The sequence below is a fragment of the Microcoleus sp. D3_18_C2 genome, assembly GCF_036702395.1.
In the GTDB taxonomy this organism is placed as follows: domain Bacteria; phylum Cyanobacteriota; class Cyanobacteriia; order Cyanobacteriales; family Microcoleaceae; genus Microcoleus.
Genome location: NZ_JAUBTG010000062.1, coordinates 1 through 26,175, shown reverse-complemented (window position 1 = coordinate 26,175; position 26,175 = coordinate 1). Strand labels below are relative to the sequence as shown.

General features: G+C 47.1%; 26 protein-coding genes. 13 read left to right on the top strand and 13 right to left on the bottom strand.

Annotation, left to right across the window (positions count from 1 at the left end; all coding sequences use genetic code 11):
• Positions 1-46: 46 nt before the first annotated feature.
• Positions 47-769, bottom strand: a complete 723-nt coding sequence (locus QUA88_RS25250) for a hypothetical protein (RefSeq protein WP_333274415.1) — start codon at positions 767-769, stop codon at positions 47-49.
• A 418-nt stretch (positions 770-1,187) separates the two neighbouring features.
• Between QUA88_RS25250 and QUA88_RS25245 the strand changes: the two genes are divergently transcribed.
• A complete protein-coding gene (locus QUA88_RS25245) occupies positions 1,188-1,700 on the top strand; it encodes a rhodanese-like domain-containing protein (protein ID WP_333212136.1) in 513 nt (170 codons plus the stop codon).
• A gap of 260 nt (positions 1,701-1,960) precedes the next feature.
• Here the strand turns inward: QUA88_RS25245 and QUA88_RS25240 are convergent, their stop codons facing one another.
• From QUA88_RS25240 to QUA88_RS25220, 5 genes are all read right to left on the bottom strand, one after another.
• Positions 1,961-2,428 carry an NUDIX domain-containing protein gene (locus QUA88_RS25240; protein WP_333263726.1) on the bottom strand — a complete coding sequence of 156 codons (468 nt, stop codon included), beginning with the start codon at positions 2,426-2,428 and terminating at the stop codon, positions 1,961-1,963.
• Positions 2,429-2,465: 37 nt separating this feature from the next.
• Entirely contained in the window at positions 2,466-3,191 is a 726-nt protein-coding gene (locus QUA88_RS25235) for a peptidase (RefSeq protein WP_333274413.1), read from the bottom strand.
• Positions 3,192-3,292: 101 nt separating this feature from the next.
• Positions 3,293-3,532: a preprotein translocase subunit SecG gene (gene secG, locus QUA88_RS25230; protein WP_333057626.1), complete on the bottom strand. Its 240-nt coding sequence runs from the start codon at positions 3,530-3,532 to the stop codon at positions 3,293-3,295.
• A gap of 476 nt (positions 3,533-4,008) precedes the next feature.
• Positions 4,009-5,607, bottom strand: a complete 1,599-nt coding sequence (gene gpmI, locus QUA88_RS25225; protein ID WP_333274410.1) for a 2,3-bisphosphoglycerate-independent phosphoglycerate mutase — start codon at positions 5,605-5,607, stop codon at positions 4,009-4,011.
• 429 nt (positions 5,608-6,036) lie between these two features.
• Positions 6,037-6,732, bottom strand: a complete 696-nt coding sequence (locus tag QUA88_RS25220; RefSeq protein WP_333274407.1) for a retropepsin-like aspartic protease — start codon at positions 6,730-6,732, stop codon at positions 6,037-6,039.
• 202 nt (positions 6,733-6,934) lie between these two features.
• On the opposite strand from QUA88_RS25220, the gene QUA88_RS25215 reads away from it, so the two are divergent.
• The 4 genes from QUA88_RS25215 (at position 6,935) to QUA88_RS25200 (ending at position 10,998) form a co-directional block, all read left to right on the top strand.
• Positions 6,935-8,464: a hypothetical protein gene (locus tag QUA88_RS25215; protein ID WP_333274404.1), complete on the top strand. Its 1,530-nt coding sequence runs from the start codon at positions 6,935-6,937 to the stop codon at positions 8,462-8,464.
• Positions 8,465-8,647: 183 nt separating this feature from the next.
• Positions 8,648-9,388: an MORN motif-containing protein gene (locus tag QUA88_RS25210; RefSeq protein ID WP_333057631.1), complete on the top strand. Its 741-nt coding sequence runs from the start codon at positions 8,648-8,650 to the stop codon at positions 9,386-9,388.
• 105 nt (positions 9,389-9,493) lie between these two features.
• A complete protein-coding gene (locus QUA88_RS25205) occupies positions 9,494-10,207 on the top strand; it encodes an MORN motif-containing protein (protein ID WP_333057632.1) in 714 nt (237 codons plus the stop codon).
• Between the two features lie 170 nt (positions 10,208-10,377).
• Positions 10,378-10,998 carry a DUF6391 domain-containing protein gene (locus QUA88_RS25200; RefSeq protein WP_333057633.1) on the top strand — a complete coding sequence of 207 codons (621 nt, stop codon included), beginning with the start codon at positions 10,378-10,380 and terminating at the stop codon, positions 10,996-10,998.
• 84 nt (positions 10,999-11,082) lie between these two features.
• On the opposite strand, the gene QUA88_RS25195 is transcribed toward QUA88_RS25200, so the two are convergent.
• On the bottom strand, positions 11,083-11,832 hold the full coding sequence (locus QUA88_RS25195) for a Uma2 family endonuclease (protein ID WP_333057635.1): 750 nt from the start codon (positions 11,830-11,832) through the stop codon (positions 11,083-11,085).
• A gap of 194 nt (positions 11,833-12,026) precedes the next feature.
• Here QUA88_RS25195 and cax point away from each other — a divergent pair, with 194 nt between their 5' ends.
• Complete coding sequence (gene cax, locus QUA88_RS25190; RefSeq protein ID WP_333057645.1) at positions 12,027-13,127, top strand: calcium/proton exchanger; 1,101 nt, start codon at positions 12,027-12,029, stop codon at positions 13,125-13,127.
• A 291-nt stretch (positions 13,128-13,418) separates the two neighbouring features.
• Here the strand turns inward: cax and QUA88_RS25185 are convergent, their stop codons facing one another.
• The gene (locus QUA88_RS25185; protein WP_333057637.1) at positions 13,419-14,063 is read right to left on the bottom strand and encodes a hypothetical protein; all 645 of its coding nucleotides are present in this window, start codon (positions 14,061-14,063) and stop codon (positions 13,419-13,421) included.
• A gap of 328 nt (positions 14,064-14,391) precedes the next feature.
• Positions 14,392-16,056 (bottom strand): DUF655 domain-containing protein, encoded by a 1,665-nt coding sequence (locus QUA88_RS25180; protein ID WP_333212127.1) that lies wholly within the window; start codon positions 16,054-16,056, stop codon positions 14,392-14,394.
• A 191-nt stretch (positions 16,057-16,247) separates the two neighbouring features.
• Here QUA88_RS25180 and QUA88_RS25175 point away from each other — a divergent pair, with 191 nt between their 5' ends.
• The 4 genes from QUA88_RS25175 to QUA88_RS25160 all read left to right on the top strand — a co-directional run bounded on the left by QUA88_RS25175 (position 16,248) and on the right by QUA88_RS25160 (position 19,630).
• Positions 16,248-16,649, top strand: a complete 402-nt coding sequence (locus QUA88_RS25175; RefSeq protein WP_333057640.1) for a DUF7682 family zinc-binding protein — start codon at positions 16,248-16,250, stop codon at positions 16,647-16,649.
• A 94-nt stretch (positions 16,650-16,743) separates the two neighbouring features.
• A complete protein-coding gene (locus tag QUA88_RS25170; RefSeq protein WP_333057641.1) occupies positions 16,744-17,916 on the top strand; it encodes a cysteine desulfurase family protein in 1,173 nt (390 codons plus the stop codon).
• 96 nt (positions 17,917-18,012) lie between these two features.
• The gene (locus QUA88_RS25165; RefSeq protein ID WP_333057642.1) at positions 18,013-18,813 is read left to right on the top strand and encodes a Uma2 family endonuclease; all 801 of its coding nucleotides are present in this window, start codon (positions 18,013-18,015) and stop codon (positions 18,811-18,813) included.
• A 172-nt stretch (positions 18,814-18,985) separates the two neighbouring features.
• Entirely contained in the window at positions 18,986-19,630 is a 645-nt protein-coding gene (locus QUA88_RS25160; RefSeq protein WP_333234043.1) for a hypothetical protein, read from the top strand.
• A 49-nt stretch (positions 19,631-19,679) separates the two neighbouring features.
• Here QUA88_RS25160 and thiL read toward each other — a convergent pair whose 3' ends face one another.
• From thiL to QUA88_RS25145, 3 genes are all read right to left on the bottom strand, one after another.
• Positions 19,680-20,675, bottom strand: a complete 996-nt coding sequence (gene thiL / locus QUA88_RS25155; RefSeq protein WP_333212123.1) for a thiamine-phosphate kinase — start codon at positions 20,673-20,675, stop codon at positions 19,680-19,682.
• Between the two features lie 32 nt (positions 20,676-20,707).
• Positions 20,708-21,022: a hypothetical protein gene (locus QUA88_RS25150; RefSeq protein ID WP_333207430.1), complete on the bottom strand. Its 315-nt coding sequence runs from the start codon at positions 21,020-21,022 to the stop codon at positions 20,708-20,710.
• A 246-nt stretch (positions 21,023-21,268) separates the two neighbouring features.
• Entirely contained in the window at positions 21,269-22,393 is a 1,125-nt protein-coding gene (locus tag QUA88_RS25145) for a peptidylprolyl isomerase (protein WP_333058574.1), read from the bottom strand.
• 575 nt (positions 22,394-22,968) lie between these two features.
• Here QUA88_RS25145 and efp point away from each other — a divergent pair.
• From efp to QUA88_RS25130, 3 genes are all read left to right on the top strand, one after another.
• Positions 22,969-23,526 carry an elongation factor P gene (gene efp, locus QUA88_RS25140; protein WP_333058573.1) on the top strand — a complete coding sequence of 186 codons (558 nt, stop codon included), beginning with the start codon at positions 22,969-22,971 and terminating at the stop codon, positions 23,524-23,526.
• 199 nt (positions 23,527-23,725) lie between these two features.
• Positions 23,726-24,283, top strand: coding sequence for an acetyl-CoA carboxylase biotin carboxyl carrier protein (gene accB, locus QUA88_RS25135; RefSeq protein ID WP_333058572.1), 558 nt, complete (start codon positions 23,726-23,728; stop codon positions 24,281-24,283).
• A 30-nt stretch (positions 24,284-24,313) separates the two neighbouring features.
• The gene (locus QUA88_RS25130; protein ID WP_006631662.1) at positions 24,314-24,706 is read left to right on the top strand and encodes an ArsR/SmtB family transcription factor; all 393 of its coding nucleotides are present in this window, start codon (positions 24,314-24,316) and stop codon (positions 24,704-24,706) included.
• Positions 24,707-24,980: 274 nt separating this feature from the next.
• Here QUA88_RS25130 and QUA88_RS25125 read toward each other — a convergent pair whose 3' ends face one another.
• The gene (locus QUA88_RS25125) at positions 24,981-25,736 is read right to left on the bottom strand and encodes a GerMN domain-containing protein (protein ID WP_333058571.1); all 756 of its coding nucleotides are present in this window, start codon (positions 25,734-25,736) and stop codon (positions 24,981-24,983) included.
• Positions 25,737-26,175 lie beyond the last annotated feature (439 nt).

The window sequence follows — 26,175 nt, the reverse complement described above, 5'->3', positions numbered from 1 at the left end:
TTTTTTGTGTGAGGTTAACGAATTTACAAAAGGATTTAGGTCAATTTTAGGAATTTAGCCGTTTGACATAGTAACGGAGTGCACCAAGTGCAGTTTTGATGGAATCTTCAGCTTTATCGGGAGTGATGTCTGTCATCTCACCGCCTATTAGCTGGAAAATGTCATTAGCCTGCATTTCCAACAGCCACTCATTGAACTCCGATCGCCCTACCCTTTCCCCGATCGCCCGACGCATCCGATAAATCGGCACTAAATCGTCTAAGTTATAATCCCGGTTCAAGCTGTCATACACATCGATCGCCACAGCCTTAAAATCTTCATAGGATGCGATCGTCCCTACATCCCCCTTCGCTTTCTCAACCCGAACACTTGCCGCACCATCCTGATGCCGAATCCACTTCAACAAAGAATTTCCCAGCCGAGTACCAATTTGAGAACCATCAAACTCAAACAGAGAATCCTTACTTTTCAAGCCTTCCGCTAAAACTTCTTTCCCCTTCGCCGTCAATTCCACCAGCGTCACCCGATTTACCAGCGAATACTCGATCGCCCCAGTCGCCTGTAACTCGCCCAGCACTTCCACATATCTCTGACTCGTCTCATTAGTCCGCACAATCCGCTTAGTCAACTCCCCCTTTTTCACCTTCATCTTCCCGCCGCTCAAATCCCACAAATTCAGCAGTACCCGAACTTTCGCCTTCGCATCCCACACCGCTTGCTCTTCCGGTGTCAAAGTTATAGGCACCGCAACTTCACTTTTCTCAGACATATCCATACCTTTAAATACTTGTTTTTACTTTTAAATTTTACCAGAAACCTTGCTGGCAAACATTTAAACTTTTCCGCACGCGGGCGAACCTGCGAATAACTTATGCTTATTTCATTGTTAAATAATTTTGTCACTCATCACCACAGTAAAATTCGATTACCAAAAAGATGAGGATTGACTAAAAACTTGTGAATTGATAAAATAAAATGTTTGATACATTATCGCAGTTCAAATTCTCTGCACCAAATGCGATCGAAACATTTTTAAGCACAGCTCGCTAGGCTCTAGCAACCTCAACAAATGTAGCGCTCCCAACCGCACCTAATAACCCGGAAACTAGCCTAACTGCGACTTTAGTTCAATGCTCGATTCTGCCTTTAGAAAGACGAATGCAACCTAAACATCTTGTTACATTGCAATGGCAATCAAAACATTGAACAAGATTTTACCCATGAAAACTATTCCCGACCAAATTTCCAACATCAAAGACAAACTTCCCGACTTTACTCCCACCCCTCCCGGTTTAAAAGCTCAAGCATCTAGCCACGACCTCAAAGCCCGTTTAGATTGGGGCGAACCCGGACTCACAATCATCGACGCCCGTGATTTTGAAAGCTTCACCAAAAGCCACATTACCGGCGCGGTAATGATGCCAATGGACGAATTAGTTGAGCGCGCACAATCGAGTTTAGAACCCATCCGCGACATCTACATCTACGGCGAAAACGACCAACAAACCGCCGAAGCTGCCAATCTTCTCCGCGCAGCAGGCTTTCAAAAAGTAGCCGAACTCAAAGGCGGAATTCCTGCTTGGAAAGCCATTGACGGCCCCATCGACGGCGCTGCCGAACACGATACTCCCGGCCCCGACGCTTACAACGTTTTCTCTCGCTTGCAACACCACGCAGAAGCGCAGAAAATCAACAAATAATCACACCGAATACCTAGATACCCGACTTATTGAAGAAGTTGGGTATCTAACCAAATAATTTGTTTGTAGTAAGGAATCGAGCTCTCTCTTAAAGCTTGCAGTCACTAAGCACTAAAGTCCTTACTACAAACTTAATTGCGATCGTATAACCGGACTAGATATTAACACTCGCGAACCCAAAAAGTGCTTTAACAGGCTACTTATAGCGTAAAGTGAACAATGCACATCCTACATAAACAAGTGTGTGTATCCAACACTCGTTAACACTCTTTCCTCGCGTCCAAAAAGGCTTTGACTTCCCTTAAAACTTGCCGATTCCCATCAAAAGTAATCAGCTTAACAGCATCCTCAAAGGAACTCCAGGCCGAATTTTGAACTTCCTCTACTTGCAACTGAACTTCCATTGAATTTACAAAAGCCAAAAAGTAAGTAACAGTCTTTTCAATTGATTCTCCTTCCTTCGCAGAGGAATAATGTTGCACAGAACTAGGCTTCCCTTCCTTAACAAAGGAATAACGTTCCACAAAACTAGGCTCCTCAAGCACTTCACAATCGCGGATGCCAGTTTCTTCCTCCAACTCCCGCTTCGCCGTTTCTAGGGCCGATTCTCCCTGATTCGCGTGACCTTTAGGAAACGCCCAATGTCCCGCTTGATGTTGAATCAATAAAAACAAAATATCAGTTTCAGTCGCAAAAACTGGCACAATGCCAAAAGCTTCATCTTTCATCTTTTTACTGACACGATTTTACATATCAAAACTAATATTACCACCCCAACCGAGTCGGCTGTTCATAAACGCGCTTCAAAGTATTGACATCCCTAGCCGAAATAGGCGGAGGATTTCTCACATGAGAAAAATAAAGCACATCAGTTTCCATCAAACTGTGGCCCCAAATTCCCAAAGCGTGACCCAACTCGTGCCGCGCCGTCGCCGGAATATACTTACCCACTTGAGTCGGATTCAAATAAACCGAAAACCGATGAGATAAGACAGTTTTATCGCCATCGCGACGGGCATACAATTCATAGGTAGCCTCTCCAGAACGCGATCGTAAAACCCCTTGACGCAAAGGCGGAGCCCGACGTAAAATCCTAATATCAGCCACCTCAGAACTATCCACCACTTCCAAAGGCAAATAAACCCCCCATTCCCGCACCACATCCAACACAGCCGCCACCCATTCTTCAGACTTATTAGCATCAACTGGACGCTCAACATAAACCTGAATCGGAAACTTAGACCACAACAAATGACCGAAATTCGGTGGCTTAACCTGGTCAAAATAATCCCCGCTATCCGTGGAATCTTGCCAATTTGCTAGCGTTGGTGGCAAAGGATGAACCTGTGGATTCGGAAAACTATTCGGGAGAGAAGAAAGAGTCGCCGCCGGAGTATTAACCTGAGTAAAAATTATCAGGCTAAAACAACATATAGCCAATCCCAAACCAGCCAGCAATCGAGGTTTTACCGTAACTTTCCACAACCGCATTTTTGCAACCGCAGATAGACCAAAATAGACGAAAATAAACGCAGATGAACTTGATATTATCTGCGTCTATCTGCGTTCATCTGCGGTTAAAAATCCAAATCTTATAACTTAGGCGCCAACCAACCAGCACTCAAAATCACAGTCAAACCCATAAAAACAATAGACAGACCCCAAGTAATCCGGTTCAGACTTGTTTCTGCACTCTTGGCGCTGGTAAACAATTGAGCTTGTCCCCCAATCCCTCCAATACCATCGCCTTTAGGACTGTGCAGCAACACAAAAATCACAAGTCCTAAAGCAGACAAAGACCAGATAACTTGTAACACAGCAACAATATTCATAATCGGGGGGAATTGGTAATTAGTAATCGGTAATTTATTATGATATCAAATTTGGTCGATCGCGCACAATCTCCTCCGGGACACAGCATCGTACCCATTGTTGTCGAATTAAGCTGTTAGTCCGCCAGTCCGGCAGGGAATGAATTCCCTGCCTCAAAGCGAAAGTCCTCGCTATGAGGACTGAAAAGAAGAATTTTGGTACTGCTGAATCCAAGTATGATTTTGCCTGATGGGGTAATTCTAAGTGCTTACGCTGTCAGCAGTGGGGCAACCACGGGGGGATTGCCCCTACAAATTTCATACCCCAATTCAGAAACGCCGAATTGTTAAACTCATTAGTCCTCTTGAGAGGACTTTCGCTATTAGACAGGGAATTCATTCCCTGGCGGACTACCGGATGGGCGGGAGGGCTGGGCGGATGACAGCTTAAGTTGACACCAGTGCAAAACGCCTTTGTCCCTAATCCTGCGTCCCTACTACAATCGGACTCGCACCGGAGTGCGATTGGCACGAACTTCAAACTCAGCCGATCGAATCATAGAACGTCCGGTCATCTCCGGGGGCTGAGGCAACCTCAACAGCTCCAGAATCGTCGGCGCAATATCCGCCAAACAACCATCCGCCCTCAGAGGAACATCCGTTCCGTGACCCGGAATCTTCCGACCTTCACCTTCTACCAGAATAAACGGCACGGGGTTAGTAGTGTGAGCCGTCCACGGATTCCCGTCCTCGTCAAACATCTGCTCAGCATTGCCGTGGTCAGCAATAATAATTGCCGTTCCCCCAGCTTTACTAATGGCGCTCAACAGCCGCCCCAAACATTTATCCACAGTTTCGATCGCAATTATCGTCGCATCCATCATCCCCGTATGACCAACCATATCCGGGTTAGCGTAGTTAATCACCACAAACGAATAGATGCCTTTTTCCAAAGCCGTCACCACCCCATCCGTCACCAACTCCGCCGACATCTGGGGTGCCTCATCGTAAGTCCCCACCATCGGGCTCTGCACCAATTCCCGGTGTTCCCCGATAAAAGGCTCTTCCAGACCCCCATTAAAAAAATAAGTCACATGAGCGTACTTTTCAGTTTCCGCCGTCCGCAACTGCTGCAAACCGTGCTTAGAAATCACCTCGCCCAGAATATTGTTCAAATTCTGCGGTTCAAAAGCCACCATTACCGAAAGTTTCGGGTCGTACTGAGTAAAAGTCGCAAACGCCAGCGGCTCAATTAACTGCCGTTCAAACCCCTTAAAATCTGGAGATACAAAAGCCTGAGTCAATTCTCTAGCCCTGTCCGGGCGAAAATTGAAGAAAATTAGCCCATCCCCGGATGCCACCGCCCCCGGAGCAATCCGAGTCGGAACAGCAAACTCGTCGGTCACTCCTTCAGCATAAGAGGCCTGCAACACATCCACAGCCGATCGACCGTCAGGCGCGCCCTCAGTCGTCATCACCTCGTAAGCGCGCTGCACCCGATCCCAGCGCTTGTCCCTATCCATCGCGTAGTAGCGACCACTAATGGTCGCAATCCGACCAACCCCGACCTCTGCGATATAACTTTCAATCTTGCCTAGAGCTTCGACACCCTCTTTCGGAGTAGTATCACGGCCGTCTGTAATCGCGTGAATGCAAACATCAGAAATTCCCTGTGCCTTTGCTAATTGCAGCAAACCCTTAATATGACTGAGATGGGAATGAACCCCGCCTTCAGAACAAAGACCAGTTAGGTGCAACTTGCCGCCCGTGGCGCGGACTTTCTCGCAAAGCCCAACCAGCGCGCGGTTGTCCAGCAAAGAACCATCTTCCACTGCATCCGAAATCCGCACCAACTCTTGAGGAACCACGCGGCCCGCGCCCAGATTCAAGTGACCAACCTCTGAGTTACCCATTTGCCCGTCTGGCAGCCCTACCGCCCGACCCGATGTTTTAATCAGAGTTCTGGGATAAGCGGCCCAGAGACTGTCCATCACGGGTGTTTTCGCAGCGGCGATCGCATTTCCGTCTTTTTCTTCACGATAACCCCAGCCGTCTAGAATAATCAGCACTACAGGAGATACAGACGCTTGTGCCATGTGAATACCTTATTTACAATAATTAATTTCTCGATGGTCATGATTTCCGATTTTGCGGAACATCTGCCGCTAATCAGTTTACATATTTTCTAGACTCCGGCTGAACAATGCCAACCAAAATTCCCTCAGCCACAGCATTGTGGGAACTAATTTCGACCTGCTTTGGGAATTGTTTAATTGATTGCCTTGGCCTGTACTGTGAATCGTTGTCGGAGACTGTTACCGAGATCACCAACAACAGCCGTGCTTTTGTGGCCGGATTTCACGGATAGTTTAACCGTCGGTGGCTCTTTAAACACTAAGAACGATACCACACTTGGTTGCATTTTGCTACCGCCTCAACCAATAAATTTAAAAGCCTTGACCGGGTTGCTAATAACTGTAAAGGACACGAGTTGAGCAAAAATCGGTTTCCGACTCAGCTCACTCTCAGCGGACATAAAATTCTACAACATCTTTTTTAATTTTGACATCGTAATTGCCAAAGAAATCGTGACCGAGCAGACCTATTGGCATTTGTTTCGCGATCGCCACTTCGACATTTTGGATCGCAGCACCCCCAACCCGAATCGATCGCACTACGCCGATCGGGAACTCGACAACGCTACCGTCAGCGATCCCCGCTCTGATAGTACGCACCGGCCTCACTCCCAGTGCAGTAGCCATCCGCTGAGAAATCAAAGTGCCGCTCGCCCCGGTATCGACAATCATCTCAAAAGTCTTGTTGCCGTTAAATACCACATCAATCACCGGCGTCCCACCAGCGCGACGCTTGATTTTAGCTTGAAATACCTGTGGATTCCCCGGTGGCTTAGCCGGTTGATTTGCTGGGGGTTTGGCACCACGATTTGACGGGTTCCAAAACTGAGAGTACAATTTGCCAGTTGTGAATCCCGATCCCGTTATAGTGCGATTCCCTACCCTTCGGGAACCCCTACGGGGAACGGGATAGCTCCGCCGCGCGTGCTGCTGGGAACTAACATCGGGCACCAATGTCATCACCTGAGTTTCTGGCTGATGTGAATGAGAATGCACCTCGCCACCCCCCACAGATCCCAGACCAACCACAACGCTCGCACAAACCAAGCCCGATCGCCAAATCCGCTTGAGAATCACTTTTGCCATGATCTAAATACCTTAATTGATTCAATGATGTCGAACAACGACCGCCACTGATATCCTAACCCGCTCCCAAAAACCGATCGCCCGATCCCCAGATCAGAATCATCAGGAAAACTTGGCAATTTTCAAGCGATCGCATAACATCGAAACACAGATAAACTGATAAACGGCAACAGGCTGTAATTGCAGAGCCTTGTTGGAAATCTTGAAATTAAGGATTTGGTGGCGATCGGCAATGCACAAACTTTTATATTTTGCAACTATAGGACTACTAGCGTTCTCGATCGGAGGATGCGGTGGCGACGAGGGCAGCAACACAGCCAGCCCCAGCCCCAGCCCCATTGCAGCCTCTCCATCTCCGGCAGCCACTGCCAGCCCTACCCCAGCAGCTCAAGCTTTCCCGTCCCCAATAGTAGCCGCCCAGCCTCCTGGGTTAATTCGATCCACCAACCCAGACGAACGAGCAAGACAGGCTCAAACAAATATCGGCGACAACAATGACAGGAATCCCACGCTTCCGCTTCAGCCGGTGCCCCAAGGCCCTGTGACAGCTAATCCTTCTCAGTTAGATCCCTTTGGGCCGCTCCCGCCGATCGTATTACAAATCCCTCCAGGAGCCAACGGAGCGGGTGGGACAACATCAGAACTCCCCAAACTGCCACAGCGACAAGTGGCCGTGCTACCCGAACTTCCCGAGTTATTGGCTCCGCCCCCAATTAACAGGCCTAATCAGACGGTTGCTCTCACCAGCCCACCCAGGGGCGATCGAGCCGGCACTCAGCAAGTACCAGGTAGAGCGCGAGGCTCTTTACTTCCCGGAGGTGATGGGGGGCAAATTGGCTCGCCTCCCATAGTTCCAGGGGGAACTCCTCCTCGCTTAGGTGGCGGTGGCAGAAATGGTTCCTTACCCGGAGGCACCGGGGGACAAATTGGCTCGCCGCCCCTAGTTCCAGGGGGAACTCCTCCTCGCTTAGGTGGCGGTGGCAGAAATGGTTCCTTACCCGGAGGCACCGGGGGACAAATTGGCTCGCCTCCCATAGTTCCGGGGCTAAATGCTCCTCAGTTAGGTCGTACTCGTACATCCCCGCCTGGACTCGAACCAATAGCAGCCAGACCCATAGGAGTGCCGGATCTGCCGGAACTGCCAGTAGACAAGCGCCCCCCCCAATGGAGAGACCCCAATGCCAGGGTAGCAAGAGGTCCTGGCACCGGTCGTCCTGGAACTGGGCCAACAGGAGGTAGACCGCAAGATGCGCGGAATCCGCAGCCTCGCCCTCCAGCACCCCCACGCCCGCCCCAACCAATAGCAGCGAGACCCATAGGAGTGCCGGATCTGCCGGAACTGCCAGTAGACAAGCGCCCGCCCCAGTGGGTAGACCCAAATCCCCCACCTCCTCCCGTCATCCCAGTAATTCCGCCACCGCCTTCTACTGACATCGCTACAGGCACTGAAGTCAGTGGGGTGGTAAAAGTCGGGAACGAGACGCAAGTGATTGTCAAAGTACCGAATGAACCAACTAGCCGATATGTCAAAGTCGGGCAGCGGTTGTCTAACGGGCAAGTTCTGGTGAAGCGGGTCGATCTCAAGCAAGGAGCCGATCCGATCGTGATTCTGGAGGAAAACGGCGTTGAGGTAGCCAAAGGTGTTGGCGAAAAACCCGCCAGTCGCCAACCACAACCAGCCAATGCAGTTATTAGCCGTCTCCCAAATCCGAATAGCTCAGCGCGACGCTGAAAATTGACAGTAAAGCAGGAAAAATGCTAAAGGCAAAAATTAGAGTTTTTGCCTTTTTGCATTTAGGGCAGATATCGAACCTGAAGGTAAAATTAGTAAAGGGATTAAAAAATAGAGGACTTTTCAGCAAGTATTAGCTTCTAGAAAATCCCTATTAGTAATTGAAGTTAAAGGAGATCGATCGTGCTCAGTTCAATTCAAAAATTAGGGATGGTGATATTAGTTGCTTCTTGTATCGGCAGCGCCACTAATCTCTTGAATCCCCAGCCATCAATAGCTCAACCAGCACCAGAAGAAGGAAAACGCTCTCCCTTCTGCCAGGGAAACCCTCCTACGGGAAGAGTAAAATGCAATTACGAGGGAGGCGATAACTACGAGGGAAACTTCGTCAACGGCCTGCCCGACGGCACTGGAGTCTACGTGTACGCTAATGGCGATCGCTACGAAGGAAATTTTCGGAATGGAGTGCCAAACGGTAGAGGGACATTCATTTTTAAAGATGATGCCCGCTACACAGGCGTGTTCCAAGACGGCACAATGAGATCTGGGACGGTCGTTTTCCCCAACGGCGAGCGCTACGTCGGAGACTTCGCAGTCGTCAGGAACGTTCAGACTGATGCCATTAGCAGCCAACCATCAGGGCGGGGTCAATTTTTTTATACCAATGGCGATCGCTATGAAGGACAATTCTTTGCAGGCTCACCCTTTGGCCCTGGGGTATTGGTGCGGGTAGACGGCACTCGCTGTTCCGGCAGATTTTTTAATCAAGAACTTGACGCTAGTGTCACCTGCACTTTCCCCAACGGTACGCGCTATGAAGGAGAATTGCGAAAGGGAGTGCCTCACGGTGTGGGAACGATGATAGATGCTAGAGGTAGGCGCTTTCCGGGGGTATTTCGCAACGGCAAGCCCGGAGTTTCGTAAAGGATAAATGATTGAGCTTTTCAGTCAAGTTTTGACAACAAATGGGACAAAAGACAAAGGACAGAAGAAGATAATATCTAACAGCGCATAGGAGCAAGTTGATTGATGATTTCCCGTTCTTGGACCAGTGGAATCGCTTTATTAGTTGCATCAGTGTTGGGAATTGGTAGTTACGCTACTTATCCCTTGCCCTCAATGGCGCAAGGAACAGAAGCTAGAACCGGCCGCTGCGTGCCAGCTATCGCTACAGGTAGAGTTAGGTGCGATTATGACAGCGGTGATAGCTACATCGGACAGTTCGTTAACGGTTTGCCCAGCGGCACTGGGGTATACATATATTCCAACGGCGATCGCTATGAGGGGCAGTTCCGTCTGGGCAAACCAAATGGCCGAGGACAATTTATATTTAAGGACGACGCCCGCGTCGAGGGTATATTCCGAGATGGCAAAGTTAGTTCCGGCACAGCTATTTTTACTAATGGCGATCGCTATGTGGGGTCGTTTTCTCTCGATCAAAAAGTAGGCGTGCCTACGGGACAAGGGCAATTCATTTTTGCCAATGGCGATCGCTTTGTGGGTCAATTTTTAGGGGGCAAGCCTTTAGGTACGGGAGCGTTCACCCGCGCTGACGGCAGTCGGTGTTCGGGACAGTTCTATACTCAAGAACTTGATGGCAGGGGTAACTGTTCGTTCTCCAACGGTATCCGCTATGAGGGAGAGTTACGCAAGGGATTGCCTCACGGCAAAGGCACAATTATCGATACCAGAGGCCGGCGAATTCCGGGAGTATTTCGGGACGGGCAGCGGCTAGAGCAATAAACTGGGAATATTTGTTAGTAAGGGCAGGTTGATGGCTAATGTTTTTTGCACAAAACCTGCCATTGCTAGGTTTTAAAGCCACAACTATTGATAATGTATGACCGGCTTTTTCTCAACCGAATTGCTAATTTTAAATATCCACTTAATCGAGTTAATGGAGGCGTTTTGATATGACAACTACTGCTTCTGCTTCCGGCCGCACCGGCCAATTTCCCTTCGACTTTGCCCCGCAGCGGACTCAAGATGCTGATTTGTTGCGACAACTCAATTTTGTGCCCGGTTTGAAGGAAGTCTTGACTTTGCGCCAAGTTCATGCTTTGGAACACGCTACTGTTTGGGTACTAAGCCAATCGTTTGGTGCGACCACAGCAAGAGCCGATAATGAGTTATTGGGCGGAATGTCCACAGACCAAGGGTTTTTTCTTTATGGGCACGTTAACATTGCACAGTTGCGTCAGGCAGTGCGCGAGGCTTTGCACCGGATTGCCAGCGGAGAGTGGGATTTAGCTGTACATCCCCGCTGTGGCACGAATTTGTCGGTGGCAATGCTGCTGACTGCAGGACTTGCTGTTGGCATCAATTTAGCCCTGCCTCGCGGGCCCATTCTGCAACTGTTCGGTTTGGGTGCTGCGGCGGCGGCTGCGGCTCAGTTAGCTCCTGATGTGGGCGCTCTGGCTCAGCGGTACGTGACAACTGCTATTCCGTTTAATTTGAGTGTTGTTGATATTACTGTAAGTCACGACTTCTGGGGACGCGAAGCTCATTTTGTGCGGGTGCGTTGGGTTGAATAGTTGCACAGTATCAAGCCCACCTCAACCAACAGAATACCCAGAGCCCCGACTTTTTTAAGAATTCGGGGTTCTGACAGAAAGCTCCTAAATGCGATCGGGATCTACTCCTAATTCTCGCAACCTCGCCACCAATCTTTCCGCCCGTTGGCGCTGCTCATCAGCTTGCTGCTCAAGTTCCTGGAACCGAGCTTGTTCTGCTTTAATCAACCCTTCAACTAATGGCGGAGACAGTATTTCATTCACTGATAATGTCAGATTTGGAAAGACTACAGACACCATTTGTTGCCCCGGCACAAAATCTGTTTGTGTATAGATGTCTTCACCTTCAGGAAAGGCTAAAACTCGCACCAGTTCTTTGTTAGGTGTAGGGTCAACAATTACATATTCGGGCACGTTACCTAGTTCGTACTCAGCTCGTTTAATCACATAATCGGCGCGCCGATTTTGACTCACTACCTCTATCACTAACAGCGGCTTTTCCTCAAAATCGAGGATACCAGCACCTGGTCTAGCACCAGCTTGTTCCAAAAGACTTTGAGTGCAAACAACTACATCAGGAATCCGAGATGTATCTTCTTCTGTTCTCACTCCTAAACCTGTTTTTGCTACTAAGTCAAGATTGTGTTCCGCTAGGTAACGCTGCAATTTGTAAACTAAATACTCGCAAATTTTGATATGTAAAACTGTGGCGGTTGGCATCGGAATTAATTTGCCTTTGTACAGTTCATATTGTAGATAGGAATCAGTTTGATAAAATCGGTATTCTTCAAAGGTCAAGGTGGGTGAAGTATCAATTTGCTTTGATTCAACAACTGGCACTACAGATTGAGACATATCTTTTCACCGATGTCGATATCATTCTATTATATTCAATCTGCCTCGCTCTGGGTGCATTTGCGGTTAAATATTTCCAATTATCGATCGCACTCGCCAGCAGAATTGTCAGAGAATAGTTGAATAGTGTAAAATCAACTTTGCGATCGCCCCGACAACTCGACATCACCATTCCTTACACCATCCGAGTTCCTATGTCAATCAAAAAGATTCTTTCCATAGCGCTGTTAATTTTCATCCCCATTTCCATCGCCGCTGAGTATTTGCACTGGGGCTCCCTCGCAGTTTTCATCACATCCGCTTTAGGCATTATACCTCTGGCGATTTGGTTGAGCACAGCAACAGAAGAAGTGGCGATCGTTACAGGCCCCTCCATAGGCGGCTTATTAAATGCAGTCTTCGGCAATGCTACGGAATTAATTATTGCCATAGTTGCCCTGAAAGCTGGCTTAATTGACATTGTGAAAGCCAGCATAACCGGTACAATTATCAGCAACTTGCTTTTAGTCATGGGATTTTCCATGCTGTTAGGAGGAATCCGCTACAAAGAACAGGAATTTAAGCCAATAATCGCGCGGGTGAACGGTTCCACAATGACTCTAGCAGTGATTGCCATCCTGCTGCCGACAATGGTAATTTATACCTCCAATGGAGTCGAACCCGCAGCCATTCAGAATCTTTCCTTAATAACTGCGATCGTCCTAATTGCAGTTTACGCTCTAACTCTGTTATTTTCATTAAAAACCCACAGCTATCTTTACGATGTTGGCTTAGTAGAACTAGAGTCAGAAAATCCTCAAAATACCAAAGAAGAATCTACTACGCACAAACCGAATTTGTGGCTGTGGATAGGAGTGCTAGTTGCCTCAACTGTTGCTGTTGCTTTTGAATCAGAAATTTTCGTGGGTGTTGTCGAAGAAACTACCAAAGGATTGGGATTAACGCCGCTGTTTACAGGGGTAATTCTGTTGCCGATTGTGGGCGGCGCAGCCGAATATGTAACTGCGGTGGGAGTGGCGATGAAAAACAATATGGATTTGTCAGTTTCTGTCGCGATGGGTTCGAGTTTGCTAGTTGCTTTGCTGGTAGCGCCGGTGTTGGTAATTATCGGATTAATAATTCATCAGCCGATGGATTTAAACTTCAATCCGTTTGAAGTAGTTGCAGTTGCCATTGCAGTAACAATTGCTAATCTAATTAGTCTCGACGGGCGCTCTAATTGGCTCGAAGGAGTGCTGCTTTTAGCAACATATATCGTGTTAGGAGCAGCATTTTACTTTCACCCAATTACTTGAACCAACAATTTTATTGGAGGGGCAATCGCCCGTGGTTGCCCAGGGCGGTTTCTTTCTCACGAAAATCAGGCTTTTGACCCTTGTAGTGCCAAGAATGCCTAGCCCCCACAGACGATTTCACAGCCGTTTGGGACATGGGGGCAGCCACGGGGGGCAGCCCCTACAAGAGAATGAAACAGCGCTGCGTGGTTGCCCCTATTCCGTGGAAAATAACTTATCTTGTTTCTGGTTTGTTATTCCTCTTTGTCTTCTGGCCTTAATTAAATAAAATAATTTTTGGACAGAAAGTAGTTAGGGACAGCGACACTGTTGAACAGGAAAACACTCTTGTCTGCAACTTCTTTTTCTGCCTTTACGATCGCGACAATCAGCAGTATCCCGACATTCTACCCGATCTTGACAAATTTGCTGACGGGGAAAAGTACCTAAGTTTTGTATAGAAACTTCAGCCGTAAGCGAACCCTGTTCTATAACTTGGTCATTTTCTTTAATTTCATAGATAAACTTATTTTCTCCCTCTAAAACCGAAAAAGTTCTTGTTTTGTGACTGTTACCCAACTTAAATCCAAAATCCTCGGAAAACTCACCTTTGTTGTAACCTCTGTCTGTGTAGGGATAGGGGTTAGTTTCCATGCCATCAGTCACATTTTTAATCATCACCCTTCTGTTAGGGCCGGGAGGAGTTTTGCTGGAGACAAATCGAGCGCTTTGCGAATCAGGGGAGAAGACAGTACCGGCACAGGGGCCTACATATTCAGTGCGCTTAAATTGAATTAAATTAATATTAAAAGCGTTTTCGTTTTTGACCCTAAATTGTGCTTCGCTACTCTGCTGGGCGCTGACTGTGAAAGCTGCTAGAATCAAAAAAAATGCCCCCACCAAGATAGCTAGAAATTTGATTTGTGGCCTCCCCATAACAAATCTGGCGTGTTCCATCTCTCTCTACCTCTCAGGTGAATAGATAGCATTTTGTTTAGGCGTTATTTTAACTTGAGAGGTGAGGTGTTGTCAAAGTAGAGCCAATAGGTTTCTAGTGAGAACTTGAGTCTTTGATGCTGAGTTGCGAAAGGAAGGACGGAAGTTATGACTGTGAACTTTTTAGAGTCAGGAATGAAGTCCTGATTACTGAGATGTTGCAGTATTGTCAAGAACAGGCTTTCCGGCCTGTTCCACAAGAAAATTCACTCTTTGTGGAACAGGCCGGAAAGCCTGTTCCTAAACAAGTAATTGAAAATGGTGCAAAATGTGAGGAGTACGAACGTAACTACCAAGTTACTCGATCGCGCCATCTCTCTAAAATCTTGTCCCCAATGCCCTGAACCCGTGCCACGTCGTCTAAAGAGGTAAAAGGTTGCTGTTGTCGCGCTGCAATAATTCTCTCGGCTAACTTCGGGCCAACTCCAGGCAAAGTTTCTAATTCTTCCTGAGTCGCGGCATTTAAATTAACTAACTTTTTTCCGGCAGCAATTTGAGGTTTAGCACTCGCAGATTTTGATGCTGCTTGTAGTGAATCGCACTCTTTTTTCTTAGCATCAATTCTCTGTTTGATGCGGGCGGGAATTCCCAAGGTTGCACCTTTGTAAAGCCGATCGAACTCCCGCTCAAAATGGGCCGCAACTGTGGGACTTTCGATCGCCAGCAGCGCCTCGTCATTCCCGTGATTTGCCGCCTCACTCCAGTTGTGAGAACCTGTAAGCACCGTTTTGCCGTCCACAACGCCGAATTTGTGGTGCAGGCGATCGCCCATTGGTAACAGCGGCACTCCCACCGCAGTCAGCGGCTTTCTCCAAGGGCGATTGTCAGTTTCTAACTTGCAATCTTGCATCAAAGTCGCCCCCATCATATCCAACCCTTCACTGTAAGAGCGATAAATAAAATTAGAGTCAATTAAAGCTCGCACCGCAACTCCCCGGCTAGCTTGAATTTCCAAAGTATTTGACAACCGCTGAGCCGAAAATACAAACAATGCCAAATCAACCGACTTTTTCGCACTACCCAAAGTTCGATTTATCAAACCGTTGACACTGTTTTCCCAAGGCAAAGTCTGGGAAATCGGCGAAAATTGCACCGCCACTGTCGCATTCCCTACTCTTACTTTTTGCACTTGACGCAACGGCTTTTTGATGCCAAACTTGCTGTCCGGTTTGCCTCCGGGCCCGTCGCCCCACATGATGTTAAATTCTTGAGTAAATAGTTGCGCTATTTGAGCATTTTCAATTTTCAGCAAATTGTTCGCATTGCCGCGACTTGCAGGTGTCTTGAAATCGCCATGTATATCGCTTGTGGTAAAATTAGCCGAAGTTACGATTACGGTTTTGCCGTCAATTACAACAAATTTGTGGTGCATCAAACCGCTGCCTTTACTGCCGTCAGCAGTATCGTCAATTACAGGAATACCCGCATCTTTGACAATTACCAAAGCATCATTTTGCTTGATTTCATCTGCCGTTAATTTACCGTCTTTATTGGTATCGGCAAGTTGCACAAATTCGTTATAACGATCGCGCTCTCTTTCCGGTAATTTCGCCAACTCCTGGGCTGTAAAATCGCTCCAAGGGCGACTATAGATATGTTCGACAATTAATCTCACTTTAATTCCCGATCGCCCTCGTTCGGCCAAAACCCTCGCAATACCGGGCAAGCGAAACTCCTGAACCGCAACATCTACCGTCGATCCAGCACTGGCGATCGCCACAGCAATCAAGTTTTCTAAATCATCTCCAGGTCTAGTTTGCTGGCGGTAAGGCTCTGTATAACTCGAAGCGATCGACTGATTGAAGTATACTTGCAACAAGGGGTCTTGAGGCAATGGAGCCAGACTGAGAGGTAAATTCTGCACGTCTTGCTTTGTTTGTCCGCAGCCCGCCAGATTGATCGCCACCAGCCCAGCACAACAGAAACCGAGTAAATGATAATACAATACAGCCACAAAATTTTAATAAATATAGAGGTTATTAGCCTTCTCACAGTTCAAAGCTATTGGATCAAGTAAAGTTACAACCTATTAAATTTATGCAAGGGAACAGATTTTGCGTCTTGTAGAACTGCCTCGATGCCGGAAGCATCACTGGTAAGGTAGCAGCATTCAGGGGCGTGGGTCAAACCCTATACCGCTGCTTTATGGCTAAAAGAAAAAGAATTTTTCCGTGCGGTCACAAAGGATATGGTAAAGCGTGCCATCGCTGCACGCAAGAGTTGGTGGCGCAGCAGCATTACGTTGAAGTCCTGACACAAAAACAAACCAAAAAACAAGAGAGGGAAGCATCATTTGCTAGAGATATCATCGATCTCAGAGGTCTGCCCGACCACGTAGTCACTAAAGCCCGAACAATTATAGCAGCTTTGGGCGAAAATAAGAATTACAGAGATTTCGGCGGCAAACGCCTGCGTCACAACCGTTTGATAATCAGTATTCCTGTAACTCGCAACTACAGAATGCTTTGTGAAGATTGCGGCACTTTCTTAACTCCCCAAAAAGTTTTGTCCCATGAAGACTACAACGTCTGCAAACCAGGAAGTTAGTCATCAGTTATTGGTTTTATTGGCTATTGGTAGCCACTCACAACAGTCAACAGTCAACAGTCAACAGTCAACAGTCATTAATTAGTTATTTATCATGCAAATTTACCTCGACTATAGCGCCACAACACCCGCCCGCCCAGAAGCGATTCAAGCCATGCAAACAGCCCTTACTCAGCAGTGGGGAAATCCTTCCAGCTTGCACGAGTGGGGACAAAGGGCGGCGACAGCTTTAGAATTAGCAAGAATGCAGGTTGCTAGCTTGATTAACGCGCTACCGGAATCGATGATTTTTACTTCCGGCGGCACTGAAGCGGACAATTTGGCAATTATGGGAATTGCCCGTCTTTATACAAAGCCGCAGCATATTATTATCTCCAGCGTAGAGCACTCCGCTGTAGCAGAACCGGCGCGACAACTCGAACAGTTGGGATGGGAGGTAACGCGCCTACCAGTTGATAAATTGGGGCGAATTCACCCTTTGGATTTGCAAGAGTCCCTGCGATCGAATACAGTGTTAATTTCCATCATTTACGGACAAAGCGAAGTTGGCACGCTGCAACCAATTGAGGCATTAGGACAAATTGCGCGCGATCGCAATATCATGTTTCATACCGATGCAGTTCAAGTTGCCGGCAAGCTGCAAGTTGACGTGCAGAAACTTCCCGTAGACTTGCTTTCGGTTTCCAGTCACAAACTTTACGGGCCACAAGGTGCGGGGGCGCTTTACGTGCGTCCGGGAGTAGAATTAGTGCCAATGTTAGGCGGTGGTGGCCAAGAATTGAAACTGCGTTCCGGGACACAAGCGCTGCCGACAATCGTCGGTTTTGGGGTGGCGGCGGAGTTAGCATTGCAGGAAATAGATGTGGAAACGCCGAGGTTAATTGCATTGCGCGATCGGCTTTTTGACCAATTATCCCACGTACCCAGTTTAGTCGCAACGGGCGATCGATATTATCGTCTGCCGCACCACGTCAGTTTTTGCATTGTTTCTCCCGACGGCGACACAGGGAAAGTGACAGGCAAGACTTTAGTGCGACAGCTAAACTTAGCAGGAATTGGCATTAGTTCCGGTTCTGCTTGTAACAGCGGCAAACTAACTCCGAGTCCGATATTATTGGCAATGGGATATAGTAAAACTAAGGCCGTTGGCGGCATTCGCTTGAGTTTGGGACGAGAAACCACAGAAGCGGATATTGATTGGACAGTAATGGCGATAGAGCAAATTTTGGATAGATTAATGCCCAAGGTAGCATTATCTAGGCGTTAGGAAGGATTCCGGTCTTGAAAACACGTTTCCCACAAAAAAGCCGCTTGATATCATTTACACTAAAATAAATTCACCATCTATTTTGGGGAAAAAGCAATGGTTACAAAACTGCAATCTCCCGACAAACAAAATATCATCTACCCCGACGATAACGGCGAACCAATGTCAGATAATACCGAGCAGTTTCGATTAATCGTTTGGATTAAAGAAAATTCTGAACTATTGTTTGCGAATGACCCGAATGTTTTTGTCGCCGGTGACTTACTTTGGTATCCCGTTGAAGGAAATAATAAACTTTGCCAAGCACCAGATGTGATGGTAGTTTTTGGTAGACCAAAAGGATATCGTGGTTCCTATCAACAGTGGAATGAAGATAATATTGGGCCACAAGTTGTGTTTGAAATTTGGTCGCCGGGAAATCGGCCCGCTCCGATGATTCAAAAGTTCAAATTTTACGAACGTTATGGTGTGGAAGAATACTATTTGTACGACCCACAAACATTAGAGTTGACTGGATGGCAACGTCAAGAGGAACAATTAGAAGCGATCGAACAAATAGACGGTTGGATCAGCCCCAGACTGGGCGTGCGGTTTCAATTATCTGAAACGGGACTAGAAATGTTCGGCCCTGATGGAGAAGCGTTTATGAGTTTTGTGGAACTCGCTCAATTGCGACGACAGGCTCAAGCGCGGGCTATTGAGGCCGAGCAACAAGCTCAGCAAGCCGAGCAACTGCGACAACAAGCAGAGCAACTGCGACAACAAGCAGAGCAACAAGCTCAGCAAGCAGAGCGACGCGCCAGTGAGACAGAAACTTTGCTGCAACAAGAACGATCGCGATCGCAAGCTTTAGAATCAAGATTGCGAGAAATGGGAATCGATCTAAATCAATTGTAATAGATGATTCGGCTGTGGAAACCGCCGAGTCCATTCTTTCTACGCACAACCAAAGAAACCGGGTTTTTTCCAGAATCTTCGCCTGTAACCACATATTCTCGCAAAAACCCGGTTTCTGGCCACCCACCAAGCATGATAAAATAAATCCCGGTGTTATTCAAAACTCCCCAAAATGGAAGAAAACCGCGCCCAAGCCTATCTGCAATTAATTCACACCCTGCTGAATGCCCCCAACGGAGAGGAAGCGCAGATATTACAGGATAACTCAGAATTACTCGATCGCGGATTTCTGGAAACTTGTGAGTTAGTAGCATCAACCTTGGCAGAACAAGGAGGGGAAAATGGCGCTAAATTCCTCCGACATCTAGCTAGTTACCTAGCGCAACTCATCGATATGAACGATGACGTAGATAGCAATAACTCGAAGAGTGAAAAATTCCAAGACTATGCAAATTTTTTCCTAGAATTATTGCAAGCAGAACAAGATAGCAACGGGGATATAGCAGTAATTTACCCCATGCTGGAAGGGCGACAACATCTCCTTAATGCCAGTTTTGCCGAGACTTTACAGCAAGTGGCGAAAAAGTTAATTGCTGGCGAAAACTCAGAAACAATTAGCTCAATTATCGGTCTTATTGAAAATTTGAGTATTCATATTAGTGAGTTTCCCAGTGGGAATAAAGGGAATAATATTCAAATTGCCATTGCGGGTTATGAAATAGTTTTAAATAATCGGGAACCCGGTAGCGAAAAATGGACGCAAACCCAAAATAATCTGGCTACTGCCTACAATAACAGCAAAAAAACAGGCGGTTGAAACCGCGTCTACACAAACCAAGTCTGCCTATGCGGACAAGCGAGATAATTCAGAAGTGTTGAAATCCTCGATCGAGCTTTAATATAGCATCAGGATAAATGCCACTGCTATCAGTTAACCAGATATCAGTGCTATCGGTAGCGATTCCCACAATTGCGGCTCGGTTTCCTATTTTTTCCACTAATAACTCAGCGCTTGTTATTGGCAAAAAAATCACTAACTCGAAGTCTTCTCCGCCGTATAAGGCCCAATCTAAAGCTTTTTCGGTTGATACTATTTCGCTGAAAATATCGGGAATTGGTAGTTTTGTACGATCGACTTTTGCGCCAACACCGCTAGCCCGACAAATTTGAATAATCGCATCTGCTAAACCGTCGCTGCTGTCCATTCCGGCGATGGAAAACTCACCCGCAGAACCTAATATTTCCCAAACAACCGGCAAAACATCCAGCCTCGGTTTAGGGCGCTGGTGAGCGAGAATTAAAGAAGCTCGATCGACCTTTTCCAGATTTTGCCCGAATTCTGGATTTAACAGCAATTCTAATCCCGCGCGGGAGGCTCCGTGAACACCCGTGGCGACAATCGCCCAGCCCGATCGCGCATTTGACCGACTAATGGTACGATCGCACTCAACTTGTCCAAAAGCCGTAATCGCCACAGTCACAACGGGCGATCGCACAACATCGCCACCGACGATCGGCGTATCATATTCTTGCAAGCAAGCCGTCATCCCCCGATAAAACTCTTCAACCCACTCCACAGCCGTATCCGCCGCCACAGCGAGGGCTACAGTCACCGCCAGAGGCGTTGCTCCCATCGCAGCCAGATCCGACAAATTTGCCGCTGCGGCGCGCCATCCTGCGTAATAAGGCCCCGTAGTGCGATCGCTAAAATGCACTCCATCCACCAACATATCTGTAGTGATAGCCAGAGATTGGTTGGGATTTGTCGGAACTACGGCGCAATCATCACCCACTATCTCTGCGGGGCAGAATTTTTGCAATATTCTTAAAAGACCTTGTTCACCGATATCTTTAACTTGCATAATTTTGAATTAGTCGATCGCACTTTCTCACTTCACCATTCCTTACCCGAACTTGGCGGCAAGCGCAACCTAGGAAACCTATAAAAAGTATCTCCTTCATCATCTACCTCTAAAATCGCCGAAAAAATCTTAACTTGCCGAGTTAAATACTGCTGAGCAACTTCAGCCTCAACCCTAGCACTAGCCGCCAGTTGAATCAGCGAAATTTGACTGTTTTGAGTTTCCAACAACTGATAAAAAGCCTCATCCAACCGCTGCTTTTGCTTGTTTTCATTCACATTTTTTACAATCAACAAGCCTGCGAATCCGCCCAAACCCATTACCAATAAAAATTGTAAAATAGCCATATTTTCGATGGAATTCCTAATTTTAATAACGAAACTATAAAAATTATCTCTTCTTCCAGCCTGATTCCGGCGGGCTTTGTCTCTGTAAAAGTGATTTCAATCGCCGTTACCTTTCTTTATTTAGAAAAGATTTCAATGCCTGTCACTATTGATTTTTTCAGCCCGCGCAGGCGGGCTTTGTTTCTGTAAAAGCGATTTCAATCGCCGTCACTTTGGTGTAAAAGCGATTTCAATCGCCCTCATTAATTAAACTTGAGGTCGCACCAAATTTTCGATTCCTTTAACTACCTTAGCAGATACAATCTTGTCTCCCTGCTTCAGTTGCTCCAAAACTTCTTTTCCTTCAATCATGTAACCAAAAACAGCATAGCGGCCGTCCAACAGATTCAGGCCAGCGGGCGTGAGTTCAGGTTCAAACAAGAAAAAGAAAAACTGAGAAGAAGCGCTATCAGGGTCAGTTTCTGTACGGGCCATAGCCACAGTACCGAAAGCAGAAAAAGGCAAAACAGGTTCGTCGCGATAGCGCCCCGCATCTTCTAGAGTAATCCCGTAAATAGGTTCTTTTTCCTCCCTGACGAGCACTTCTAGCGGTATATTCCGGTATTTGCCAGTAGCTGGGTCAATAAAACCCTCTTCCTTGCCTTCGGGATCTCCCGTTTGCAAAACGTAGGATTCTTCCGATCGAATAAACGGCAAACCGTCATAAAAACCTCGATCGACTAAATCCACAAAATTACCAGCCGTAACCGGGGCGCTGTAGCCGTCAACCACAACAGTAATTTCCCCTTTTTCAGTTTGTACAGCCACAGTAGCGCGCCCTTTCAGTTGAGGCAGATTAGCATACTTGGCAGGCACTTCAAACGGAAACTTTGTCACCATCAACTCTTCGATTTCGCCTACGGAACCTAGGATTGTGGCTTTCAAGTCAATCACTTTGTCCCTGTCTTTAGCCTCAACAGCCTTTTCCAGTTGAGCAACTTTCTCCTTGACTCCTGCAACTAGCGCCTCAGCTTCCGGCTTTTTGGCGTCGGGAATACTCTCTAAAATGTCAGATTCCCGGAGGTTGAGAATCCTGGAAGCCCTGCTGACATCGCTGCTAATAGGCCCCCAACGTTTAGATCGTATGTGGTTGCCAATGTCTTCGAGACTGATTTGCAACTCTCGTACAGTCTGATTGTCAATAGGTAAAGCGAAGCGCAGCAGCGCCCGCCCGTCCGTAATCGCATTCCCTGCAGGCATACTGCTGCTGGGGCGTTTGGCATGGGAGACTGCACTGAAACTCAGTCCGAGAGTGAACAGCAGAAGCGCTAAAGCGACGGTTTTGACCCAGCGCTTGCACGTATCGATCGAGAAATTAGGCCAATGCAACATAACTTTAACTTTTATTGCCTCTATTATCTTCCCACAGCGCTGCCCGCCCGCCTTTGCTGCTACCCATCTAAAGTGTCTGTTCGTTCGGCCCGGGAGGAGTTGCCCACTAACAACACTCAACAGTCAATCGATTTTAGATTTTAGATTTGAGATTTTAGATTTTAGATTGACTTGCGCGAGATAAATTCGGGGGCTTGTCGATCGGATACAGGTTTTTTATTTCTGGACGGATGAATCACGTGGCGGGTATCCTGGATGCGGGAATTGTCAACTGACAACAGCCCACTGCCCACTGCCATTAACATTTCAGTACAGCACTTGCTCCCTTTGAACGGTAAAATAAAATGCCAATTGCTTTTTGATGCCGTCAGCTAGACTGCGGCTTTAACCTGACCCGCTCAAAAACGGATACAATCCCAGACTCCTGTCGTGGAGAGATCAAAATTTTAGACCAAGGTTCAATCTCCCAAATTCATCTGTGGAGTAAATCTCAAATCTAAAATCTCAAATCTAAAATCGACTCACTGTACTTCCCCCGTGCCGGCAAGGCGACGGGATTGCCCGCAAAAATTTATATGATCTCCAGTAACGACTTTCGACCAGGTGTTTCAATTGAATGGAATAACGGCGTGTGGCGGGTTATCGAATTCCTCCACGTCAAGCCAGGAAAAGGCTCGGCTTTCGTGCGGACAAAATTAAAAAACGTCCAAACCGGAAACGTAGTAGAACAAACCTTCCGGGCGGGCGAGACTATGCCTCAAGCCAACCTGGAAAAGAGTGTGATGCAGCATACCTATAAAGAGGGCGACGAGTTCGTCTTTATGGATATGGAAACTTACGAGGAAAGTCGCCTCAATGCTAAGCAAATAGGCGATCGTGTCAAGTACCTCAGTGAAGGGATGGAAGTCAGCATCCTACGCTGGAACGACCAAATCATGGAAGTGGAACTCCCCAATTCTGTCGTCTTGGAAGTGCTGCAAACCGATCCCGGAGTCAAAGGAGATACTGCCACCGGTGGCAGCAAACCTGCGATCGTCTCCACCGGAGCTCAGGTTATGGTGCCTCTCTTTATTTCCATTGGAGAACGGATTCGGATTGATACTCGTGAAGACAAGTACCTCGGCCGAGAATAGAAACGAGGGAATAAAAGGGAGTTTTTAGTTTTTAGTTCTGAGTTATGAGTTAAAGAATTATAAATTCAATACTCATCGCTCACAGCTTAAAAACTATCCCTTTTTTCTCCAAATTCGTTGATGCTCATAGCTTCGCCGGATTCTGAATCTTCAATTTTCAATTCTCAATTTTCAATTATTAATTACCCTTGAATCTGCTGTGCAACTAGACTTAAACCAGCTTTGTGACCTGCTAACTGTATTAGACAAAACTGGCATTTCGGAACTGACATTAAAAAGTGGGGATATTGAACTAACAGTACGCAAAGGCATTCTGGCAAGTTCACCAGCCACCTCTGCTGCGCTCCCTGCTGCCGTGGCGACTGTCGCTCCAATCGCCTTGGGCGCGGTTCCTAGCCCCACCTTAGCGTCACCTCCTGCTGTTGACCAAAATTTAGCAGCGGATCTGCCTGCCCCTGTTCCCGTCGCCCCTGTCGCTGTACCTGCTGCCGTACCTGCTTCTGTCGATACCAAATGGGTGTCAATTATCTCGCCGATGGTAGGAACCTTTTATCGCGCTGCTGCTCCTGACGAGCCTCCTTTTGTCAATGTGGGCGATCGCATCAAGGTCGGCCAGACAGTCTGTATTATCGAAGCGATGAAGCTGATGAACGAGATCGATGCTGATGAAGTCTCCGGTCAAGTGATGGAAATTTTAGTTCAAAATGGCGAACCTGTCGAATACGGTCAAGTGTTGATGCGAATTAATCCGGATTGAAGGATTACTTTATTGTTATGGACAGAATAAATGCTAATATTTCCCGATCACTTCTCTCCGGTGAGTTTGATGAAGTCATCCCAGCCTGTCCCGCAAGAGGTTGTGCAACAAGTTGCTGAGTATTTCAGTATTTTGAGCGAACCCATGCGTTTACGAATTTTGAACCTGCTTCGCGACGGCGAAAAATGCGTGCAAGAATTGGTGGAAGCTACTCAAACGAGTCAAGCCAATGTTTCTAAGCACCTAAAACTCATGCTCCAAGCTGGTATCCTCACTCGCCGGAGTGAAGGGACTTCAGCTTATTATAAGGTGCAAGACGAGTTAATTTTTGAGCTGTGTAATATGGTGTGCGATCGGCTTGCCAGCCGGATCGAACAGCAAGCCCTACACTTTCGGGCATTTAGCCTAACTACGAAGCACTGAAAATTAGTTGCCAGTCCCCAGTCAATCGATTTTAGATTTTAGATTTTAGATTTTCGATTGACTTGCGCGAGATAAATGCGGGGGCAATAAGTGATTTTCGATTTTCGATTTGGGATTGATTCCACGGATAAATCACGTGGCGGGTACCACATGAAGAAATTCGTGGTCATGAGTCATCAGCCATGAGTCATAAGTTATCAATCCCTACTCTCTGCCTTCAGACCGATGACTAATGACTCCTAACTAATGACTCCTAACTAATGACTCATAATTACTAAAGGGGAAAATTTTTGTCAAAACTTTGGCGGGTACTCGGCTGAGCCACCTCCAAACCTTCGCCACCTAAAAGTTCTAAAGGCTTGCCTTCCACCGAAATCCAAACCTTGGTATTCGGTTGTAAACTCGTAGCCGTATAGATAACCTGCCCCAACCTGCCAGTCATCGAATTGCTCCCTCCCCCCGAAGTAAATTCTGCTGACAAATCGACATAAACTCCGTCATTCTTAACACTCAAACCCCTGAGTTTTGTCCCATTAGGAATTTCGCTAGAAACAGTTCCATCCTTCGGCCCAGCTAACAAACTGTTAAAAGCAGCTTGTAAAGCTGCATCAGGCTTGTCAGCTTGTTTGACAGCTACTTTCGTAGGAACTCCCTCAAATTTGCCGCTGGCATCTTTAACCCAGTAGACTTGCACAGTCTGGACATCAGTCTGTGGCAAAGGCTTTGGCTGCGGTGACTTTGGCAACAGAGCGTTAGGCGTCTGAACCTGTGGCGTCTGAACCTGTGGCGTCTGAACCTGTGGCACTTGTACAGGATTTGGAGGGGGTACGGGTATCACTACAGCAGGAGATTCCGCAGGAATTGGGGAAAGGGGCGGAGCGGTAGTCTGAGCAGAAGACGGCGTATCTGCAGGGGTTGGCGAACGGTTCGCAGTCCACCAGGCAATGCCCCCTCCCGTCAGTAAAGCCAACCCGCAAGCACCGGCAATGACGGCTGTGGAGGCGCGGCGTACTTCTTGTCCATCTTTCATAATACAAATCCTCTTTAGAAATAGAGCGCTTGGGACGGTGAGGAGCGACTCCCGATCAGCTACATTTGTCTATGGTTAGATTCTGGAATTGACACAATTGCATTGCTGCTAGCGAACACTTTATAGCAAGCCCAACATATTCTGAATCCGACTATTGGAATCCTAGACCATAATATAAGATTTCGCCGTGGAGTATGTCACAGTATCTCGATCGGCCTAGTGGCTATATTCTATAGTAATCATAAAAAATTAAAGAATAAAGGAAGAAACAATAAGTAAAAAGCAAGAAGGAAGGCAACGGAGGTAAGGGGGGTAACGGATTTAAGGGATTTAACGGATTGAAGCAGGTCTCTAAAAAAAAATTCCCCAAAACAAAAAGCGCCCCTATTTCTAGGAGCGCTTTTTGTCAATCTCAGACTAAAACTTAGCCATTGATAGA

Coding starts and splice junctions, on each gene's coding strand:
- QUA88_RS25250 (WP_333274415.1), bottom strand. CDS start 769: ATGTCTGAGAAAAGTGAAGTTGCGGTGCCTATAACTTTGACACCGGAA.
- QUA88_RS25245 (WP_333212136.1), top strand. CDS start 1,188: ATGGCAATCAAAACATTGAACAAGATTTTACCCATGAAAACTATTCCC.
- QUA88_RS25240 (WP_333263726.1), bottom strand. CDS start 2,428: ATGAAAGATGAAGCTTTTGGCATTGTGCCAGTTTTTGCGACTGAAACT.
- QUA88_RS25235 (WP_333274413.1), bottom strand. CDS start 3,191: ATGCGGTTGTGGAAAGTTACGGTAAAACCTCGATTGCTGGCTGGTTTG.
- secG (WP_333057626.1), bottom strand. CDS start 3,532: ATGAATATTGTTGCTGTGTTACAAGTTATCTGGTCTTTGTCTGCTTTA.
- gpmI (WP_333274410.1), bottom strand. CDS start 5,607: ATGGCACAAGCGTCTGTATCTCCTGTAGTGCTGATTATTCTAGACGGC.
- QUA88_RS25220 (WP_333274407.1), bottom strand. CDS start 6,732: ATGGCAAAAGTGATTCTCAAGCGGATTTGGCGATCGGGCTTGGTTTGT.
- QUA88_RS25205 (WP_333057632.1), top strand. CDS start 9,494: ATGATTTCCCGTTCTTGGACCAGTGGAATCGCTTTATTAGTTGCATCA.
- QUA88_RS25200 (WP_333057633.1), top strand. CDS start 10,378: ATGACAACTACTGCTTCTGCTTCCGGCCGCACCGGCCAATTTCCCTTC.
- QUA88_RS25195 (WP_333057635.1), bottom strand. CDS start 11,832: ATGTCTCAATCTGTAGTGCCAGTTGTTGAATCAAAGCAAATTGATACT.
- cax (WP_333057645.1), top strand. CDS start 12,027: ATGTCAATCAAAAAGATTCTTTCCATAGCGCTGTTAATTTTCATCCCC.
- QUA88_RS25185 (WP_333057637.1), bottom strand. CDS start 14,063: ATGGAACACGCCAGATTTGTTATGGGGAGGCCACAAATCAAATTTCTA.
- QUA88_RS25175 (WP_333057640.1), top strand. CDS start 16,248: ATGGCTAAAAGAAAAAGAATTTTTCCGTGCGGTCACAAAGGATATGGT.
- QUA88_RS25170 (WP_333057641.1), top strand. CDS start 16,744: ATGCAAATTTACCTCGACTATAGCGCCACAACACCCGCCCGCCCAGAA.
- QUA88_RS25165 (WP_333057642.1), top strand. CDS start 18,013: ATGGTTACAAAACTGCAATCTCCCGACAAACAAAATATCATCTACCCC.
- QUA88_RS25160 (WP_333234043.1), top strand. CDS start 18,986: ATGGAAGAAAACCGCGCCCAAGCCTATCTGCAATTAATTCACACCCTG.
- thiL (WP_333212123.1), bottom strand. CDS start 20,675: ATGCAAGTTAAAGATATCGGTGAACAAGGTCTTTTAAGAATATTGCAA.
- QUA88_RS25150 (WP_333207430.1), bottom strand. CDS start 21,022: ATGGCTATTTTACAATTTTTATTGGTAATGGGTTTGGGCGGATTCGCA.
- QUA88_RS25145 (WP_333058574.1), bottom strand. CDS start 22,393: ATGTTGCATTGGCCTAATTTCTCGATCGATACGTGCAAGCGCTGGGTC.
- efp (WP_333058573.1), top strand. CDS start 22,969: ATGATCTCCAGTAACGACTTTCGACCAGGTGTTTCAATTGAATGGAAT.
- QUA88_RS25130 (WP_006631662.1), top strand. CDS start 24,314: ATGCTAATATTTCCCGATCACTTCTCTCCGGTGAGTTTGATGAAGTCA.
- QUA88_RS25125 (WP_333058571.1), bottom strand. CDS start 25,736: ATGAAAGATGGACAAGAAGTACGCCGCGCCTCCACAGCCGTCATTGCC.